Origin of the sequence: Neobacillus sp. C211 (assembly GCF_051842875.1) — a bacterium.
Taxonomy (GTDB): Bacteria; Bacillota; Bacilli; order Bacillales; family Cytobacillaceae; genus Neobacillus.
This window is the reverse complement of sequence record NZ_JBPXRO010000016.1, coordinates 122,851-139,644: the sequence shown is the minus strand read 5'-3', so window position 1 is coordinate 139,644 and position 16,794 is coordinate 122,851. Positions and strand designations below refer to the sequence as shown.

The following is a 16,794-nucleotide window of genomic DNA, read 5'->3' as shown; positions in this document are numbered from 1 at the left end:
TATCAACAGACATGTTGCAAAGCCTATATATTAATAATATTATAATAAATTAACGCGGTGAATGGTTAAAGTTATTGTAGAAAATAATAGGCTGTCGAAGGTTTCTCGACAGCCTGAAAACGCTCTGAGCGTTTTTTTAAATCATTCTATTAACGGAAGTCCGCTTTAAATTCGCCAGTCATTTTTTGGTGGCCGTTGTTTTCTTCAAACAATTGCTCTTGTTCTAAGTCGAAACGGTTCATAATTGGTAAATCGTTTACTGAAAAGAGGTAAGAGTCTTCTGATGCAGAGTGTTCATACCAAGCCCAGTTTGGAACAACGAAGTAATCGCCTTTTTTCCAATCGAATCGAATGCCATTAATGACTGTGTGACCTGAGCCTTTGTGTACTTGGTAAACAGTTGAGTGTGTATGGCGTAATGCCTTTGTTTGGAACCCATGTGGTAAATGCTGCATTCGAGTGCCAAGCGTCGGGTTCGCCGATTTACCTGTAGATGGGTTAATGTAATCTACTGCATATCCATGGTGTGGATTTGGATCGAATTCCATCAAGCCTTTAATTCCTTCTACCGTTCGATCCCATTTATAATTAGCAAGTGGAGCAACTGTGAATTTTTCATCACCAACAGGACGAACCATGCCGCCACGATAACGAATCTCTGAAAAGTTATCTGGAATATCTGGTTGTTGTAAACCATCTTCATAAGGTTCAAAGAAGGTACCACCGATTGCGTAAAGAGTAGGGATATCTAAAGCATCCATCCAATACATCGGCTCTGTACCTAAATGGGCATGCCCATGCCATAAGCCCTTTGGAGTAATTAAAAAGTCGCCTTCTTCCATGAAAATACGCTGACCTTGTACGATCGTGTATGCACCTGATCCTTCAGAAATGAAGCGCAAGGCACTTTGTGAGTGACGGTGCGAGGGAGCTTGCTCACCAGGCAATAACATTTGAATAGCTGCATAAATCGTTTGAGTAGTAGATCCCCATCCCCAAGGTTCACGATAAGTTAAGCCAGGATTTTGGAAATAAATCGCACGACGTTCCCCACCGCGTTCTGGTGTGAAGATTTGAGCGGCTTCAGCCATTTTCTTTTTGAGCAATTCATCGCTCCAAAGATAAGCTTGTGCCTGAGGCTTTGGCGTTTTGTGCATAATTGCTGGAATTGCTTCCCAAAGAGGTCCTAAGTTGTATTGTTGAATTTCTCTTGTGTAATCGGTTACAATCGAGCTTTTCATAAACTCCTGAACTTCTGGATTTACTTCAGCCATTTCACATTCTCCTTTATTATTCAAATCTTATAGCGAAAAGGGGGGCAGCGTATGCTGCTAGACCCCTTGCAAATCCTAATTATACAGTGGCTAAGACTTCAGTTGCCTTTACTTTATTTTCAAGGGCACCAATTTGGTCGATTTCAATACGAACGACGTCTCCATCTTTTAAGAATTGCTGAGGATCCATTGCAAATCCAACGCCTCCAGGGGTTCCTGTTAATACAACATCTCCTGGCTCTAATGTCATTAAATTTGATAAGAAAGAGACTAATTTTTGAACGGAGAATACTAGATTGGCAGTATTCGTTTTTTGACGTACTTCCCCATTTACTTTTAGGACAACATCTAAGCCAGATGGATTTTGTAATTCATCTGAAGTTACTAAATATGGTCCCATTGGTGCACTGCCATCTACTGTTTTTCCTTGTAACCATTGAATAGTACGGCGTTGAATATCACGATAGGTTACGTCATTTGTAATTGTATAACCTGCTACATAGTCTAATGCATCTTCTTCGGAAACATTGCGGGCTTGTTTGCCAACAACAAATGTAAACTCTGCTTCATAGTCAAGTTTGTCAGAAATTGGATAGTGTGGAATATCGTCCTCAGGCCCTAAGATTGTATTAGCAAATTTTGCAAAAATAACTGGGTGGGATGGGAGTTCACGACCCATTTCTAAAATGTGCTCGCGATAGTTGTGACCCACACAAATAATTTTGCCTGGCTGCCCGACAGGTGCTTCTACCTTAACTTCCTCGCGATTGTAAATCACTTTTTTATCAAAGCTTTTAGGATTAGCTAAAATGAAATCGATTGCATTTTGCGCTAGTTGCAGCGACTCTTTACCACCTTGGTATAACTCGTCTGTATTTTCTGGCACATATGCTTTTGCGATGGCTTCGAAACGGTACTTTCCTTCTGTTTTTAACTGTGCTTGGTACGCATAGTTTAAGTCGATTACTTGGTTGTCCACGATTGCCCCTGCACGAGTATGCCCAGCGACAGTAAAATTAATAAGTTTCATTGTTGTCCTCCTTGTTTTCACTAATTGTGAAACTAGTTCACTATTTATAAAAAATATTAATAGGTTTTGATAAGATTGTCAATATTATTTGTTTTCAGAAAAAATAAAATTTCTATTATCATTTTATATCTCCTCAAATATCCAGGATTACAAAGTAAAAAGCATAAACTTCTATAGAAGAACTCCATGCTAAAACGTAGATGGAAGAGTAGGAGATTATTTTATAAAACCATAATATTCTGAAATTTCCTTTGCGGTTTTGAGAACGTATTGTCCAATCGGATGGTCCGCTGATTTTGGTACTGTCTCAGTAATACCAACGATGGTAATGGCACCGAGCAGTTCATTGTTGAAATTTAATAAAGGGACACTAAAAGAAGAGACATGATTGATTAGCGGTTCAGTTTTTGATACAAAAAACAACTCTCTTGTTTTTTCCTTTTCACTTAGATATTGCTGTAATTCACTTTCATTGAGCTTGGCTAATTCTTCTTCTTCCCACTCTTTCATCAGGACATCTTTTTCAAAAGTAGAAAAAACGACACCGGTTGAGGAGGAGAGAGGCAAGTGTGTCCCCATTTGTGCTCCGATATTTATTCCATAATCTGCACTTAAAATATATGAAATGAGTGGGCCTTTTATCGAAGGAACAGCCAGTAGTACTGTTAGGCTCGTGTGCTCGGTGATCTTTTTGAAATAGGGTATAACCACTTCAATTAAAGAAGTTTGACCTAAAGCAATATTTCCTAACTGTACTAATTTATGTCCAAGCGTATACGTGTTTGTATGAGGATTACGATTGATTAATCCAAATTGGCATAGTGTTGCTAAATATTTATATAAATTACCTTTTGTCATAGAAGTTCGGTTTTGAATATCAGTAAACTTTAGAGGCTCTTTATCCATTGCTAAGATTTCTAATATGTTTAACGCAATTTGTAATGACTGAATACCGGTAGCTTTCGTTTCAATTGTCATAATGATCCCCCTCTTTTCAATTGATATTGGATAGTGTTGTAGAAAAATTGATTAAAAGAAATTTCAGAATTTAAAAATTTTTGTATTGACGAAATAGTGAAAGATGATTTAAAGTTTACTCATCAGGAACAATGTTCACTATTTGTAGAAGATAATAAACTATTTGGGAGGAATTTTCAATGACTAATGTAAGCGATATTATTGTAGTAGGTGGAGGAATCGGTGGTTTAGCCGTAGCCCTATCAATCCAGGAATCTGGTAAATCAGTAGCAATTTTTGAGCAAGCACCTGAATTTGGAGAAGTAGGTGCAGGTATTCAGTTAGCACCAAACGCGTTAGAAGTGTTAGACCGTCTAGGAGTAAAGGAAGAAATTTTAAAGCATGCGGTAGTACCAAAACGTCTTGTTCTAAAAGATGTTTATACTGCAGAAGAGTTAGCAACTCTTGATTTAGGGGAAGATTTCCAAAAAGAATTCGGTCAGCCATATATCGTATTGCATCGCTCTGACTTACACAGAGTTCTTTATGAAGCATGTAAAAAAAGCAGCAATATCAAATTCTTTACAAACCAAACCATTCAAACCGCAGAACAAAATGGTGATACTGTAACAGTTGTCAACCAAAATGGTGAAACGTTTAGTGCAGAAGCAGTGATTGGTGCGGATGGGGTAAAATCAAACATGCGTAAGCTATTGATTGAAGATGAACCAGTAAACTCTGCGTATGTAGCTTACCGTGGAACGATTCCAATTGAAGAAGTGGCTAATAACTCAAACTTAGACTTAGATGATGTCATCATGTGGATTGGGCCAAACCTGCACTTAGTACAATATCCAGTTCGTCGTGGAGAGCTTTACAACCAAGTAGTGGTATTTAAATCATATGATGCTACTGTAGAAGACTGGGGAAATCCAGAAGAACTAACACGTCGTTTTGAAAAAAGTCATCCAAAAGTTCAAAACGCTTTAACTTATATTAATCGTCAATTCCGTTGGCAAATGTATGACCGTCAACCAATCGACAATTGGACAAAAGGCAATATTACACTATTAGGGGATTCTGGTCATGCTATGCTTCAATATTTAGCTCAAGGCGGAGTTCAAGCATTTGAAGATGCATTTGTCCTAGGTGCGAAATTAAAAGAACATAATACTTACGAAGAAGCATTTAAAGCATACCAAGAAATGCGAATTCCACGTTCTGCAATGGTACAAACAACAGCACGTAAATGGGGCGAAATCATTCACGCGGAGGACCCAACGACCATTTCACTTCGCAACTTTATTTTCGAACAACACAAACCAACTGATTACAAGATTGTTGATTTCTTATATGGCTATTTCAATAAAAATTACCAACGTGTCGATTGCTAATTTACAATTTTACGCAAATCAAAATGAGTTAGAGCTAGCTCTAACTCATTTTTTAAATTTATGTACTATGAAATTATTAATATAAAATTTTGAAAGTTTACAATAGATGAATTGTAGGAGGGCTTATTACGATGTCGACAGCAGTACTGAATGAAAAATTGGAAACTTTTAAAAAGAGTATAGATGATATTGTAGCAGTAGTGAAAAATACGGAAGAGGCCACACTTTATGTTAAACCTTCTGAAAATGAATGGTCCGCCATGCAAATTGTTTCTCATATTTTAGAAGCGGTAGATTTTTGGGTAGCCGATTTGGAAGCATTGTTAGTTGTTCCAGGTGCAAAATGGGGACGGAATCATGAACATGTACGTCGTTTAGCTGCAGTAGATGAAAACGTTGTATCTCGTATTAAGAAAGAGTATGCCATAAGTAAACTACTAAACTTAGTACCGAAGGTTGAGGCAGCACTTTCTAGAGTTAAAGAAGAGAATCTAGTAAAAACAGCTCCAAGTTATAACCCAAACTTTGACGGAAAACCGTTATCATTCTTAGTCGACCATTTAATCGTTCAGCATGTAACAGGTCATTACGGGCAAATGGTACGTCATTTAGAAAAAGTTCGATAAACAAAACTATATAATAACTTCCTTTAAAGCTCCTAATTTTGCAGGAGCTTTATTTTTGTATGATTACCAAACAATGATTGGACTTAAACAACAGGAAGTGGAAAAAAATGCCTTTGAACAGTTCGGAAATATTACAATTTTATGAAAACTATTATTAAGACATAGTTTAAATGAATAGGAATGATATAATTTTCATGTCCACTACCATTCCTTTTTGAATTCCTCGTTTTCATCACAATTGATTCTACAGTTTTATGATTCTATAATGATTTTTCCAATTTATCCTTTCTACATTTTGTTATCTTAAAAAGACTTCCAATTGTTAATGCAGATATTGAATTGCTTTTTAGTGAAGTTACAAGCGTGAAGCGAAAAGTGAATAAACTTGAACATTCCAATAGGTATTAGGATCAGTTTCCGAATAAAAATGAAGGTTAATTCTTTGGAATTATGAACATAACTTTGGACCCGGGTTAATGAAAGGATTGATGATATGATGGGTAAACCAGAAACCGTTGAAAAGATAGTAGAGTTTGAACAGTCAGTTACCAAAACAAAAAAATTTCGGCTTGATTATCCTGTGTCTGAAGACTTAAGGCGGGTTATGGTAAGTGACGTTTTTAGGGATTTTATGATTTATGCTTTTGATCTATATTATGATAATGAAAATCTGTCATTGCTTAAGGAATTTGTGGCGGAACATAAACCTAAGACGGAAAAACAGCAAGGATTACTCGACAATTTGTTTTGGTGGCGATTAATGTATGATTCCGGATCGCATCAAGTGAATAGCTGTTTTGATGATTATATTTCCGATAAACACTATACACTAAGAGACAAGCCTTTCATTAAATCTTGGCTAAGGGAGTGTAATGAGGCAGTACCAAAATTCTATTTTATTGGCCATAAATATAATGATCGTTCCTTTGTGGCTATTGATATTCTAACTCATGAATCTCTGGAAATCATTGTGTATGATCCAACTGCTATCCCTCCTACAGAAGGGGAATTCGCCATGGGGACATTAATCCCGTTAGGGGGCGGATTATATTTCCCAATTGTTGATTTTTATCATTTCGATTATGAGGCAAGAGAAGCAATGGCCAGCTGCCTGCATCACCATTATGAAAAACATTTAAAAACTTCATCAATGAAAGAGGCATTTTTCCACGTAGTATCCGTTATGCTGCAAATAGAAAGAATGATCTTCATGAAAACTCAGGAAACATTCTCTTCAAAATAAATTCTTCAATTCGAAAAATCCCTTACTCATCTCATCTCAGATTATGGATCCTTAATTTTAGTAAAGAAAAATAAAAGAAAGGGAATACAAAATTTAACAACTTGTTCATAAATTGGTAATATCTTATGGAAATCCTATCATCTGTAATACCCAAACCATTTTAGGAGGATATCACATGATGAGAAAGATGAAGAGGACCTGTATTTGTGTAATGGTTTTATTGTTTGGATTTCTAGGTTCAGTGCAGGTTTTTGCAACTACAGAGGAAAACGCACAAGTAAAGGCAACAGAAGCCCATGGTCGAGGTCATTTTAAACACGACCCTGAGTTTATTAAAAAGCAGGCCGAATCGCTAGGGATTGACACCAAAGGGAAGGACATAGATTCATTGGTGAAAGAAGTCCGAGATACAGTAATTAAAAATGAAGCGAAAGAGTTGGGTATTTCGATTGAAGGCAAAGAACTATATGATTTAGCCAATGAAGTTCGTGAAACCCACATAAAAAAAGTGGCCAAGGATTTAGGAATCTCGACTAATGCCAAAGAATTAAAGGATTTAGTCCATGAAATTCGTGAGATTCAGATTAAAAAAGACGCTAAAGAACTAGGCATTTCTATTGAAAATAAAAATCTTCGTAAAGTAGCCCATGAAGTTCGAGAAAAACGAATTTTCCAAGCTGCAAAAAAATTGGGGATAGAAACAAAAAATAAATCCGCGAATGAAGTTTTTAAGGAAATCATGATGAATCACACAGATAAGGTTAAGGAGTTAAATCTTTTTCCAACTAAAGAAGGTAAGATTTTTTTCTTTGACCGGTCAAAAGAAAATTAGTTCTGGTTGGTAAGACTTAATACCTGGGATTCCCTTTTTATAAAAAAAGGCATCATCCAATTTTCTGGATGGTGCCTGATTCTTTTAATACACTGCATATGAAAAAGCTCATTTTAAAAATAGTTTAATGATAAAGTATTGAATCAAACTTAAAAACGCTAAAAGGGAAAAATTATAGAGACTAAATTTAATAATATATTTTTTACTCTCGGTTGGATTTGCCTGAATGAATAGTTTGTAAGAAATCACACTGGCTAAGGATGCAATAATGGTCCCTAGTCCTCCAATATTCACTCCCAATAATAAAGGTTTCCAATCTGTTGTGAATTCTGCCAGGAGGATAGAAGCAGGGACGTTACTAATAAATTGGCTTAAAAATATCGAACTAAAATAGACGGAAGTAGTGTCTTTCAAATTTGCACTGGCAAATGCTTGTAATGTGTTTGAATTGGAAATATTTCCGATAAAGATAAAAAAACAGATAAAGGTAAACAGCAGCAGATAATCAATCTTTATCAATAATTTTAAATTCAAAATGATCACGGATATGAATGTAACCACGAAGGCAACCTGGTAACTGACCACTCCAAAAATAGAAGCGATGATTATTGCTAGGATTAATCCCCAGACAGCTGGTTTTTTCCAATCGTCTAATAGCATGGGAGTAAGAACTACTTTCAAGTCTCTATTTTGAATTCTTTTTATAAGGATATATATAGAACATATCCCAAGGACAGCCATGAATAGGACGGTCGAAAAAAAGGGCAATGGCTTGATTCCATAATGAGAATAAATGAACAAATTTTGAGGATTTCCCATTGGTGTTAAACTGCTTCCAATATTGGCTGCAATAGTTTGCAGGATAATTGTCACCATCATGGGAATTTTGGTTTTTCTGCTAATAACAAGAGTCAAAGGTACAAAAGTAAGGAGTGCCACATCGTTCGTTACAAACATTGAAGTAAAAAAACATAACAAAATTAATATGGCTGAAACGGACCGGCTATTATTACATTTATTAATGATAGCTATTGCGAATTTATCAAGAAATCTAAGTTCTTCCAACGCCTTTATGGTTAGCATCAGGCTAAATAAAATAAATAGCACTTGAAAATTGATATATTCCAATTTTGGAGGATAAATTAAAGAGCTTGTCACTGCTAAAATAAGTGAAATGGTAAAGACCATGTCTTTTTTTAGAAAACTAAATTTCAGTTTGATACTTTTATTTTTTTGTATTAGTACAGATTCTTTCACAACACACCACCGATAGTAGAAAGGATATAACAACTATATGATTCTAACATGTACAGTTATGGTTGGAAACCTATCGATGATAATTCCTAAAATTAGTAATGATTTATAACAAAAATTGTTGGTATTGTCTAAAATGTAGAGGGTTCTAAATTCTATTTGATTATACATATTGTTTAAATACATGGAGGTGGTCATGTGGAAACGATTCGAAATATGTTTAAGCATTTACATTGGTCTAATCATCGAATTCTTGAAGCCTTGAAAAATATGGAAGGAGAGAACAAACAAGTTAAGAATCTATTCTCACATCTGCTTTTGGCAGAACATGTGTGGTTTACTAGGTTAAAAGGATCGGACAGTTCCAAATTACCTATTTGGGCAGAGGTCAGTTTAGAAGCCAGTGCAGAACTTGTTAATCAAAATCTGCAAAACTTTAAAGAATTTCTTTCTGGTGTATCCAATTCTGATCTCGAACAGATCGTTTTATACAGAAATAGTAAAGGCAGAGAGTTTCAAAATTCGATAAGGGATATATTGACCCATGTTGCATTACATGGTCAATATCACCGAGGACAGATCAATCTACTTCTGAGAGCTAATGAAAGCGAACCTGTTAATGTAGACTTTGTTACTTTTAGGAGATATTAAGAGGGGAATAAATGGTGAACGCCAGAAAGCCAAAAAAAGTTCCTGGTACCAGGAACTTTTTTTTGACCAGGCTACAGTTGGGTTTGGATCCGTTATCATAGGGTTGCCAGGCGACACCCTTAAGGTAAGTGGTTTTTAATGCGCAGTAAAAGCAATCATTCCGGATCCTTCACAACGAACATTAAATAACCCGCCTGCCATCATTCCGGCAATTTACTTCATTTTTCTCCACAGGAATTTCAAATTGAGGGGTAGACAATTACAAAAATGAATAAGACATTGAAGTGAACTTAATAATAATGATATTCAGGCAGAAAAAGTCCTATTATTACAGGCAGGGATCCAAATCTTTCTCCTGATGAAGAAAAATCTTTAATTTAGGTTTTTAATAATACCAAAGACAAATTATCGTAAAGGAGTAATGAAAATGGTAAAAGAAAATCAGTATGTTGCAGCTGCGCTTTCACCTAATTTGATTAATGAAATTCAATCACTAGAAGAAAAAATAAGCGAGCAAGCTCATAAAAAAGTAGTAGTTATCGCGTACGAAAATGATGAAAATTAATTAATTAGTGATTTTCAGGGGAAATAGGACGTATATTTCTTTTTTTACAAGGCTAGAATCAAATATTCATAATAAGCTAAAACCTTCATAAATTTGAAGGTTTTTCTTTATCGTAACATCTAAACTAACATTAATAATAATAATCGCAATTTATGAATGAAAAGATAATTTAATTTCAAAAGTTTGGGTTTATTCGGGAATAAATATAATAATTAACTAGGACTTCCATTTTAGGAGGTCCTAGATTAATTAAGATGATCACTTCAAATACAATTTAGTTGGATATGCTCCGCTAAAACAGGCGATACAGCGACTGCTTGTTTCTGCAAGATCTACATCTACCGCCTCTAATAACCCTTCCGTACTTAAGAAGGCTAATGAATCTGCTCCAATCACCTTTCCCATTGCTCGTTCATGTTCATGTTTGTTAGCAAAAAGTTCTTCTTTTGTCGGCATATCCACTCCATAAAAACAAGGATTTCTTACCATAGGGGAACTTATTCGTACATGGACCTCCTTGGCACCTGCCTGACGGATCAATTCAACAATTCGCTTGCTTGTCGTTCCACGAACAATCGAATCATCAACAAGCACGACCCGCTTATCCTCGAGAATTTCACGGACAGCACTTAATTTTAGACGCACGGCCAAGTCCCGCAATTCTTGGGTTGGTTCAATAAATGAACGACCGGCATAGGGGTTTTTGATGATTCCCATTTCATATGGAATTCTTGATTGTTGAGCATAACCCATTGCTGCAGGGACACTCGATTCTGGAACGGCAACGACAACATCAGCTGGTGTCGGATGTTCTTTTGCTAAAATTTGGCCTAACTCTTTCCGTATGGCTAATACACTTCTTCCATGAATCACACTATCTGGACGAGCAAAATAAACAAATTCAAAGGAGCAAAGGGAAACGTCACCTTTAGCAGCAAATCTTCCTGTTTTTATTCCCTTCTCGTTAACAAGAAGCCATTCGCCCGGTTCAACATCCCTCCAGAACTTAGCATCAACCGCATTAAGCCCACATGTTTCTGAAGACGCGATAATGGATTCACCAATTTTTCCAAGGCTAAGGGGACGTAAACCATGACGATCCAGGGCAATCAGCATTTGTTTTTCGGTCATGATGCACAAAGCAAAGGAACCGTCAATTCGCTTCAGGACATCCGGGCCAGCTTCATCAAAATATTTTTTACTGGAACGGGCTATTAGGTGAGCAATAATTTCCGTATCAGTTGTTGTCTGAAAGATGGCACCCTGTTGCTGGAGAACCTTCCGTTCGATATTGGCGTTTACTAGGTTCCCGTTATGGGCAACGGCCAAATCGCCCTCACTATACTTAAAAACAAGAGGTTGTGCGTTTTGTAGTAAACTTGCACCAGAAGTAGAATATCGTACATGACCGATGGCCATATTTCCGCTTAGTCCATCAAGGATCTCACGTGAAAATACTTGGGAAACTAATCCCATTCCCCTGTGATGCCTGAATGATTTTCCATCACTAGTTACAATTCCTGCACTCTCTTGGCCACGGTGTTGAAGAGCATGTAGTCCATAATATGTTAAATCGGCCGCTTGGGGGTGATTAAAAACTCCAAATACACCGCATTTATCCTTCATTTCTGAATCCATTTTAATATTCCTCCCCTAATTTCATTTCATTATTTTTGGCGAAAGCAGAATTTTTATCCTTTTCTTTCAAAGTCTAATTGTTTGTATTGGTTTTGGTTAACTATAAAAATTTTTTTGATTAAAAAAGTAAAGGAGTGTGTTTCAGGAAAACCTAAAATTATGAAGAGTTTAAAAAAGTATGAGGGAGGAAAAATACTTTGACAGTCATAAAACCCGGCTCAACGATTGGTATCTTAGGGGGAGGCCAGCTAGGAAGAATGATTTCAATAGCTGGTAGAAATATGGGATATCGCTTTATTACTTTGGATCCGACACCTAACTCACCCTGTGGACAAGTTGCAGATCTTCAAATCACTGCTCCCTATTCTGAGCTTAAAGCAGTTAAAGAACTAGCAGATTCCTCAGATGTTATTACTTATGAATTTGAAAATGTAGATTCTACTATAACCTCCATTTTAGAAACTACATCCTTTGTCCCACAAGGAAGCAAACTGCTCAAAATAACCCAAAATCGGATTCTGGAAAAATCCATGTTAAAGTCCTTCAATGTGCCAGTAGCTCCTTTCTTGGTCATACAATCGGAAAATGACTTTGAAACGGCTATTGATCGTTTTGGATTGCCTTTCATAATGAAAACAGCTACAGGGGGATACGACGGGAAAGGGCAATGGGTAATAAAAAAAAGGGATGAAATTCCAATTGCAATGGAGGCTTGGAATAAGGCAGGGATGGACATGATCATCGAACAATTTATCCCGTTTCGTAAGGAATTATCAGTGATTGTTGCCCGAAATATTAATGGTCAAACAAAAACTTTCCCAGTAGCTGAAAATGTCCATATTAATAATATCCTGCATCAGTCTTTCGTTCCTGCTAGAATCACCGATGACCAAAGGATTCAAGCGGAAACTGCAGCATTGAAAATAGCAAACTCCTTACAAGTAGTTGGATTAATTGCGATAGAGATGTTCCTTACGAATGATGGTGAAATTATCGTGAACGAGTTAGCACCAAGACCTCATAATTCCGGGCATTATTCAATGGACGCATGTATTACTTCTCAATTTGAGCAACATATTAGGGCAATATGTGGACTGCCCTTAGGAGATACTACTCTTTTAACTCCGATTATAATGGTTAATATTTTAGGTCAGCATCTAAGGCAAGTGCTAGATAAAATAGAACAGCTTCCTCCAACAGCCAAACTACATTTATACGGCAAAAAGGAAAGCGTAGAAAATCGGAAAATGGGTCACATCAATTTTTTAGGTTCAAATCTCGAGCGAATAGACGAGCAAATTAAGAATCTTGGAATTTGGTCATAAGGATACGCGGCTATTTTAGTTGCCCGGCTAAAAACATAACCAAACAGCGAAAGTGGTGGAAAATAATGGAGAAATTGGAACAGCTTTATGAAGGTAAAGCGAAAAAAGTGTTTAAAACATCAGAACCAGGAAAGTATTGGATTGAATATAAAGATGATGCCACTGCCTTCAATGGCGAGAAAAAAGGTCAAATAGCAGGAAAAGGAACTCTAAATAATGAGATTAGTTCCATTTTCCTAAGTTTATTAAAAGAAAAAGGCGTGGATAATCATTTTATTAAAAAGATTTCATCTACAGAGCAGATTGTTCAGCAAGTAGAGATTATCCCGATTGAGGTTGTCGTTCGAAATATAGCGGCGGGCTCACTTGCTAAAAGGCTGGGATGGGAGGAAGGGAAGGAACTCCCAGAAACGATTGTGGAATTCTACTATAAGAATGATGAGCTGGGGGACCCTTTGATTAACAATGACCATATTGCCATTCTTGGGCTGGCTAAAGAGTATGAAGTAGCAGCCATTCGAAAGGAAGCATTAAAAATCAATGATATTATGAACGAATATCTCTTAAACAAAGATATTATCTTAGTGGATTTTAAATTAGAGTTTGGAAAAACCCTTGCAGGCACTATTATCTTAGCTGACGAAATCTCTCCGGATACGTGTCGATTTTGGGATGCCCATACAAAGGAAAAGTTAGATAAAGATCGGTTTAGGCGGGATTTAGGGAACGTTGAGGAAGCCTATCAAGAAATATTAAGGAGAATTGGGGGTAGTGTCAATGTTTAAAGCAACGGTATATGTAACCTTAAGAGAAAGTGTATTAGATCCTCAAGGGAATGCGGTTCATGAGTCGCTGCATTCACTAGGATATGATGAGGTTGGAGATGTACGAATAGGAAAATACATGGAGCTTGAAATTAATAGCGATGATCAAAAGGCTGCAGCAGAACGAGTAAAGGATATGTGTGAGAAGCTGTTAGCCAATACGGTGATTGAAGACTTTCGGTTTGATCTTACTAAGCAGGAAGGATAGGAGGGGAATAAGTTGAACTTTGCGGTACTGGTTTTTCCTGGCTCAAACTGCGATGTGGATATGTATAAGGCTGTTTTAGATACGATTGGACAGTCGGTCGAATATGTATGGCATCTAGAAACGGACCTATCAAAATATGATGCGATTCTTGTCCCAGGGGGTTTTTCCTATGGAGATTATTTGCGGCCAGGGGCTGTTGCGAGCTTGTCTCCTGTCATGGAGCAGGTGAAAATTGCGGCTGAAGAAGGGAAATTAATTCTTGGTGTCTGTAATGGATTTCAAATACTAACTGAAGCTAATCTTTTGCCAGGTGCTTTAAGAAGAAATCAACGGTTAAAATTTCATTGTGACACCATTGATTTAAAAGTAGAAAATAACCAAACTCCGTTCACATTAGACTATCAGGAAGGTGAAACGATACGTATTCCCATTGCCCATGGCGACGGAAATTATTATTGTGATCAAGAGACGTTGGATCAATTAGAAAAGAACAATCAAATCGTATTCAGGTATAGAGGGACGAATCCTAATGGGTCGATTTCTGAGATTGCAGGAGTGATCAATGAGAGAGGAAATGTTTTAGGATTAATGCCCCACCCGGAACGTGCGGTTCATAAATGGCTGGGGACAGATGACGGAAAACGTATGTTTTCATCTATTTTAAGTTACTGGAGGAAACAACATGGTACAGCATAAAGAACCAACTCCTGAGCAAATTGCCCAGCAGAAGGTTTATCAGGAAATGGGATTAACCGATGAAGAATTTGATAAAGTAATCGAAATTCTTGGACGTAAACCAAATTATACCGAAACGGGCATATTTAGTGTCATGTGGTCCGAACATTGCAGCTATAAAAATTCGAAGGTAGTGCTCAAACGTTTTCCGACTTCCGGCCCGCATGTCTTGCAAGGCCCTGGAGAAGGAGCAGGTATTGTTGATATCGGTGATAATCAAGCAGTCGTGTTTAAAATTGAAAGCCACAATCATCCTTCGGCCATTGAGCCTTATCAAGGTGCAGCAACAGGGGTTGGCGGTATTATTCGGGATGTTTTTTCCATGGGTGCCCGCCCGATCGCTTTATTGAACTCTCTTCGTTTTGGCGAACTTGATAATCCGAAAACCAAATATATCTTTGAAAATGTGGTTGCGGGTATTGCCGGATATGGTAACTGTATGGGCATTCCGACGGTTGGTGGAGAGATCTACTTTGATTCCTCCTATGAAGGGAATCCCCTTGTTAATGCCATGTGTGTAGGTTTAATCAGCCATGATGAAATTCAAAAAGGCGTGGCTAAAGGGATTGGTAACCCTGTCATTTATGTTGGAGCCGCTACCGGAAGAGACGGAATTCATGGAGCGACATTCGCTTCAGAAGAATTGAGTGAAAATTCCGAAGCGAAACGTCCAGCCGTCCAAGTGGGCGATCCTTTTATGGAAAAATTACTGCTGGAAGCCACTCTTGAATTGATCGCCTCTGGTCATGTGGTCGGGATACAAGATATGGGGGCAGCAGGTTTAACCAGCTCAAGCTCTGAAATGGCCAGTAAAGCGGGAAATGGCGTTGAATTGGATCTTGATCTCGTTCCACAGCGAGAAAGAGGAATGAATGCCTACGAAATGATGCTTTCCGAATCACAAGAAAGAATGCTGGTTGTTGCGAAAAAAGGAAAGGAAGGGGAAGTAAAAAAGATATTTGATAAATGGGGGCTCCACTCCGCTGTGATCGGCAGGGTGACTGATGATAACCAACTCCGTTTACTTCACAAGGGAGAAATAGTTGCGGAAATCCCCGCAGACAAGCTGGCAGAAGATGCCCCCGTGTATTGTAAGCCATCTAAAGAGGCGCCCTATTACGAACAATATTCTTCCTTAGACACAGCTGCAGCTATTGAAGAGCCAAAGGATTATCAATCAGTTCTGCAACAGCTGCTAGCATCCCCTACGATTGCAAGCAAAGAGTGGGTATATCAACAATATGACTATATGGTTAGAACTAATACGGCTGTCATACCTGGATCGGATGCGGCTGTAGTTGCTATCCGTGGAACACGAAAAGCACTAGCGATGACAACGGATTGCAACGGAAGGTATGTTTATCTTGATCCGTTTGTTGGAGGAGCTATCGCGGTAGCAGAAGCGGCGCGTAATGTAGTTTGTTCTGGTGCGGCGCCTTTAGCTATTACCGATAACTTGAACTTTGGAAGTCCAGAAAAGCCGGAAATCTTCTGGCAGTTTGAAAAGGCAGCGGATGGGATTAGTGAAGCGTGCCGTCAACTCAATACTCCGGTAATTGGCGGAAACGTCAGCCTATATAACGAAACAAAGGGAGAAGCTATTTTTCCAACACCAACTATTGGCATGGTTGGGTTAATTAAAGATATTGACCATATTACTACTCAAGAATTTAAAAAAGACGGAGATTTAATTTTTTTAATTGGGGAAACCAAAGCCGAAATAGGCGGTTCGGAATACCAAAAAATTATGACAGGAAAGATCGAAGGGCGCCCGCCGCAGTTAAACCTTGATGTGGAAAAGAAGATACAAGCTTTTACCCTTAAGATCATTCAAGAAGGATTAGTCCAATCGGCTCATGATGCGGCAGAAGGCGGTTTAGCAGTAGCAATAGCTGAAAGCTGTATTGGTGGGAAGTTGGGAGCAGAAATTAAGTTAACCGATGAATTGCGAACGGACTTAAGCCTCTTTAGTGAAACTCAATCTCGAATCATTCTTTCCGTTTCTCCGGAACATACGGAGAGGATTAAGGAAATGGCGCAACAGCAGGAGGTGCCTATAAAAGAAATCGGTAGGGTGAAAGGTCAGGAACTATCAATTACACATAATGGAAAGACCGTTATTTCTCAACCGATTACTACATTGGAAGAAGCCTGGAAGAATGCAATTCCTAACATAATGCGTTCGGGATTATTAAAAAAGCTCAATATGCAGGAAATCTCTGCAAGTTTACCGTAAAG

16 protein-coding genes and 1 pseudogene are annotated in these 16,794 nt (G+C 37.8%); 11 read left to right on the top strand and 6 right to left on the bottom strand.

Translation table 11 applies throughout. From position 1 onward, the window contains the following. Positions 1–149: 149 nt before the first annotated feature. From ACSU6B_RS16630 to ACSU6B_RS16620, 3 genes are all read right to left on the bottom strand, one after another. Positions 150–1,274 carry a cupin domain-containing protein gene (locus ACSU6B_RS16630; protein WP_410886871.1) on the bottom strand — a complete coding sequence of 375 codons (1,125 nt, stop codon included), beginning with the start codon at positions 1,272–1,274 and terminating at the stop codon, positions 150–152. Between the two features lie 79 nt (positions 1,275–1,353). Next, positions 1,354–2,304, bottom strand: coding sequence for a fumarylacetoacetate hydrolase family protein (locus ACSU6B_RS16625; protein ID WP_410886869.1), 951 nt, complete (start codon positions 2,302–2,304; stop codon positions 1,354–1,356). A gap of 216 nt (positions 2,305–2,520) precedes the next feature. Then, the gene (locus ACSU6B_RS16620) at positions 2,521–3,282 is read right to left on the bottom strand and encodes an IclR family transcriptional regulator (protein WP_410886867.1); all 762 of its coding nucleotides are present in this window, start codon (positions 3,280–3,282) and stop codon (positions 2,521–2,523) included. Positions 3,283–3,461: 179 nt separating this feature from the next. Here ACSU6B_RS16620 and ACSU6B_RS16615 point away from each other — a divergent pair, with 179 nt between their 5' ends. The 4 genes from ACSU6B_RS16615 to ACSU6B_RS16600 all read left to right on the top strand — a co-directional run bounded on the left by ACSU6B_RS16615 (position 3,462) and on the right by ACSU6B_RS16600 (position 7,356). Continuing rightward, positions 3,462–4,655 (top strand): FAD-dependent monooxygenase, encoded by a 1,194-nt coding sequence (locus tag ACSU6B_RS16615; protein ID WP_410886865.1) that lies wholly within the window; start codon positions 3,462–3,464, stop codon positions 4,653–4,655. Between the two features lie 131 nt (positions 4,656–4,786). Then, on the top strand, positions 4,787–5,281 hold the full coding sequence (locus tag ACSU6B_RS16610; RefSeq protein ID WP_410886863.1) for a DinB family protein: 495 nt from the start codon (positions 4,787–4,789) through the stop codon (positions 5,279–5,281). Between the two features lie 493 nt (positions 5,282–5,774). Next, a complete protein-coding gene (locus ACSU6B_RS16605; RefSeq protein WP_410886861.1) occupies positions 5,775–6,524 on the top strand; it encodes a hypothetical protein in 750 nt (249 codons plus the stop codon). A gap of 175 nt (positions 6,525–6,699) precedes the next feature. After that, entirely contained in the window at positions 6,700–7,356 is a 657-nt protein-coding gene (locus tag ACSU6B_RS16600; protein WP_410886859.1) for a hypothetical protein, read from the top strand. A gap of 108 nt (positions 7,357–7,464) precedes the next feature. Here ACSU6B_RS16600 and ACSU6B_RS16595 read toward each other — a convergent pair whose 3' ends face one another. After that, positions 7,465–8,613 (bottom strand): SLC13 family permease, encoded by a 1,149-nt coding sequence (locus ACSU6B_RS16595; RefSeq protein WP_410886857.1) that lies wholly within the window; start codon positions 8,611–8,613, stop codon positions 7,465–7,467. Positions 8,614–8,808: 195 nt separating this feature from the next. Here ACSU6B_RS16595 and ACSU6B_RS16590 point away from each other — a divergent pair, with 195 nt between their 5' ends. Next, positions 8,809–9,261 (top strand): DinB family protein, encoded by a 453-nt coding sequence (locus ACSU6B_RS16590; RefSeq protein WP_410886855.1) that lies wholly within the window; start codon positions 8,809–8,811, stop codon positions 9,259–9,261. Between the two features lie 63 nt (positions 9,262–9,324). On the opposite strand, the pseudogene ACSU6B_RS16585 reads toward ACSU6B_RS16590, so the two are convergent. Next, positions 9,325–9,474: pseudogene (locus ACSU6B_RS16585) on the bottom strand (AIM24 family protein); the annotation flags it as partial. Positions 9,475–9,688: 214 nt separating this feature from the next. On the opposite strand from ACSU6B_RS16585, the gene ACSU6B_RS16580 reads away from it, so the two are divergent. After that, a complete protein-coding gene (locus ACSU6B_RS16580) occupies positions 9,689–9,826 on the top strand; it encodes a hypothetical protein (protein ID WP_215004520.1) in 138 nt (45 codons plus the stop codon). A 258-nt stretch (positions 9,827–10,084) separates the two neighbouring features. On the opposite strand, the gene purF is transcribed toward ACSU6B_RS16580, so the two are convergent. Then, a complete protein-coding gene (purF, locus tag ACSU6B_RS16575; RefSeq protein ID WP_410886852.1) occupies positions 10,085–11,464 on the bottom strand; it encodes an amidophosphoribosyltransferase in 1,380 nt (459 codons plus the stop codon). Positions 11,465–11,661: 197 nt separating this feature from the next. Between purF and purK the strand changes: the two genes are divergently transcribed. The 5 genes from purK (at position 11,662) to purL (ending at position 16,792) form a co-directional block, all read left to right on the top strand. Beyond that, entirely contained in the window at positions 11,662–12,789 is a 1,128-nt protein-coding gene (purK, locus tag ACSU6B_RS16570; RefSeq protein ID WP_410886850.1) for a 5-(carboxyamino)imidazole ribonucleotide synthase, read from the top strand. Between the two features lie 65 nt (positions 12,790–12,854). Beyond that, complete coding sequence (purC, locus tag ACSU6B_RS16565; protein WP_410886848.1) at positions 12,855–13,574, top strand: phosphoribosylaminoimidazolesuccinocarboxamide synthase; 720 nt, start codon at positions 12,855–12,857, stop codon at positions 13,572–13,574. Next, on the top strand, positions 13,567–13,821 hold the full coding sequence (gene purS, locus ACSU6B_RS16560) for a phosphoribosylformylglycinamidine synthase subunit PurS (RefSeq protein ID WP_168244331.1): 255 nt from the start codon (positions 13,567–13,569) through the stop codon (positions 13,819–13,821). The genes purC and purS overlap by 8 nt, the downstream gene beginning before the upstream one ends. Positions 13,822–13,833: 12 nt before the next feature. Continuing rightward, the gene (gene purQ / locus ACSU6B_RS16555; RefSeq protein ID WP_215004513.1) at positions 13,834–14,517 is read left to right on the top strand and encodes a phosphoribosylformylglycinamidine synthase subunit PurQ; all 684 of its coding nucleotides are present in this window, start codon (positions 13,834–13,836) and stop codon (positions 14,515–14,517) included. Then, the gene (gene purL, locus ACSU6B_RS16550) at positions 14,504–16,792 is read left to right on the top strand and encodes a phosphoribosylformylglycinamidine synthase subunit PurL (RefSeq protein ID WP_410886846.1); all 2,289 of its coding nucleotides are present in this window, start codon (positions 14,504–14,506) and stop codon (positions 16,790–16,792) included. Before purQ ends, purL begins: the two co-directional genes overlap by 14 nt. Positions 16,793–16,794 lie beyond the last annotated feature (2 nt).

Bases quoted from the DNA above. Each gene is read 5' to 3' on its own strand.
- ACSU6B_RS16615 (WP_410886865.1), top strand. From the start codon at position 3,462: ATGACTAATGTAAGCGATATTATTGTAGTAGGTGGAGGAATCGGTGGT.
- ACSU6B_RS16605 (WP_410886861.1), top strand. From the start codon at position 5,775: ATGATGGGTAAACCAGAAACCGTTGAAAAGATAGTAGAGTTTGAACAG.
- purS (WP_168244331.1), top strand. From the start codon at position 13,567: ATGTTTAAAGCAACGGTATATGTAACCTTAAGAGAAAGTGTATTAGAT.
- ACSU6B_RS16620 (WP_410886867.1), bottom strand. From the start codon at position 3,282: ATGACAATTGAAACGAAAGCTACCGGTATTCAGTCATTACAAATTGCG.
- purC (WP_410886848.1), top strand. From the start codon at position 12,855: ATGGAGAAATTGGAACAGCTTTATGAAGGTAAAGCGAAAAAAGTGTTT.
- ACSU6B_RS16580 (WP_215004520.1), top strand. From the start codon at position 9,689: ATGGTAAAAGAAAATCAGTATGTTGCAGCTGCGCTTTCACCTAATTTG.
- purL (WP_410886846.1), top strand. From the start codon at position 14,504: ATGGTACAGCATAAAGAACCAACTCCTGAGCAAATTGCCCAGCAGAAG.
- ACSU6B_RS16630 (WP_410886871.1), bottom strand. From the start codon at position 1,274: ATGGCTGAAGTAAATCCAGAAGTTCAGGAGTTTATGAAAAGCTCGATT.
- ACSU6B_RS16600 (WP_410886859.1), top strand. From the start codon at position 6,700: ATGATGAGAAAGATGAAGAGGACCTGTATTTGTGTAATGGTTTTATTG.
- ACSU6B_RS16610 (WP_410886863.1), top strand. From the start codon at position 4,787: ATGTCGACAGCAGTACTGAATGAAAAATTGGAAACTTTTAAAAAGAGT.
- ACSU6B_RS16625 (WP_410886869.1), bottom strand. From the start codon at position 2,304: ATGAAACTTATTAATTTTACTGTCGCTGGGCATACTCGTGCAGGGGCA.
- purF (WP_410886852.1), bottom strand. From the start codon at position 11,464: ATGGATTCAGAAATGAAGGATAAATGCGGTGTATTTGGAGTTTTTAAT.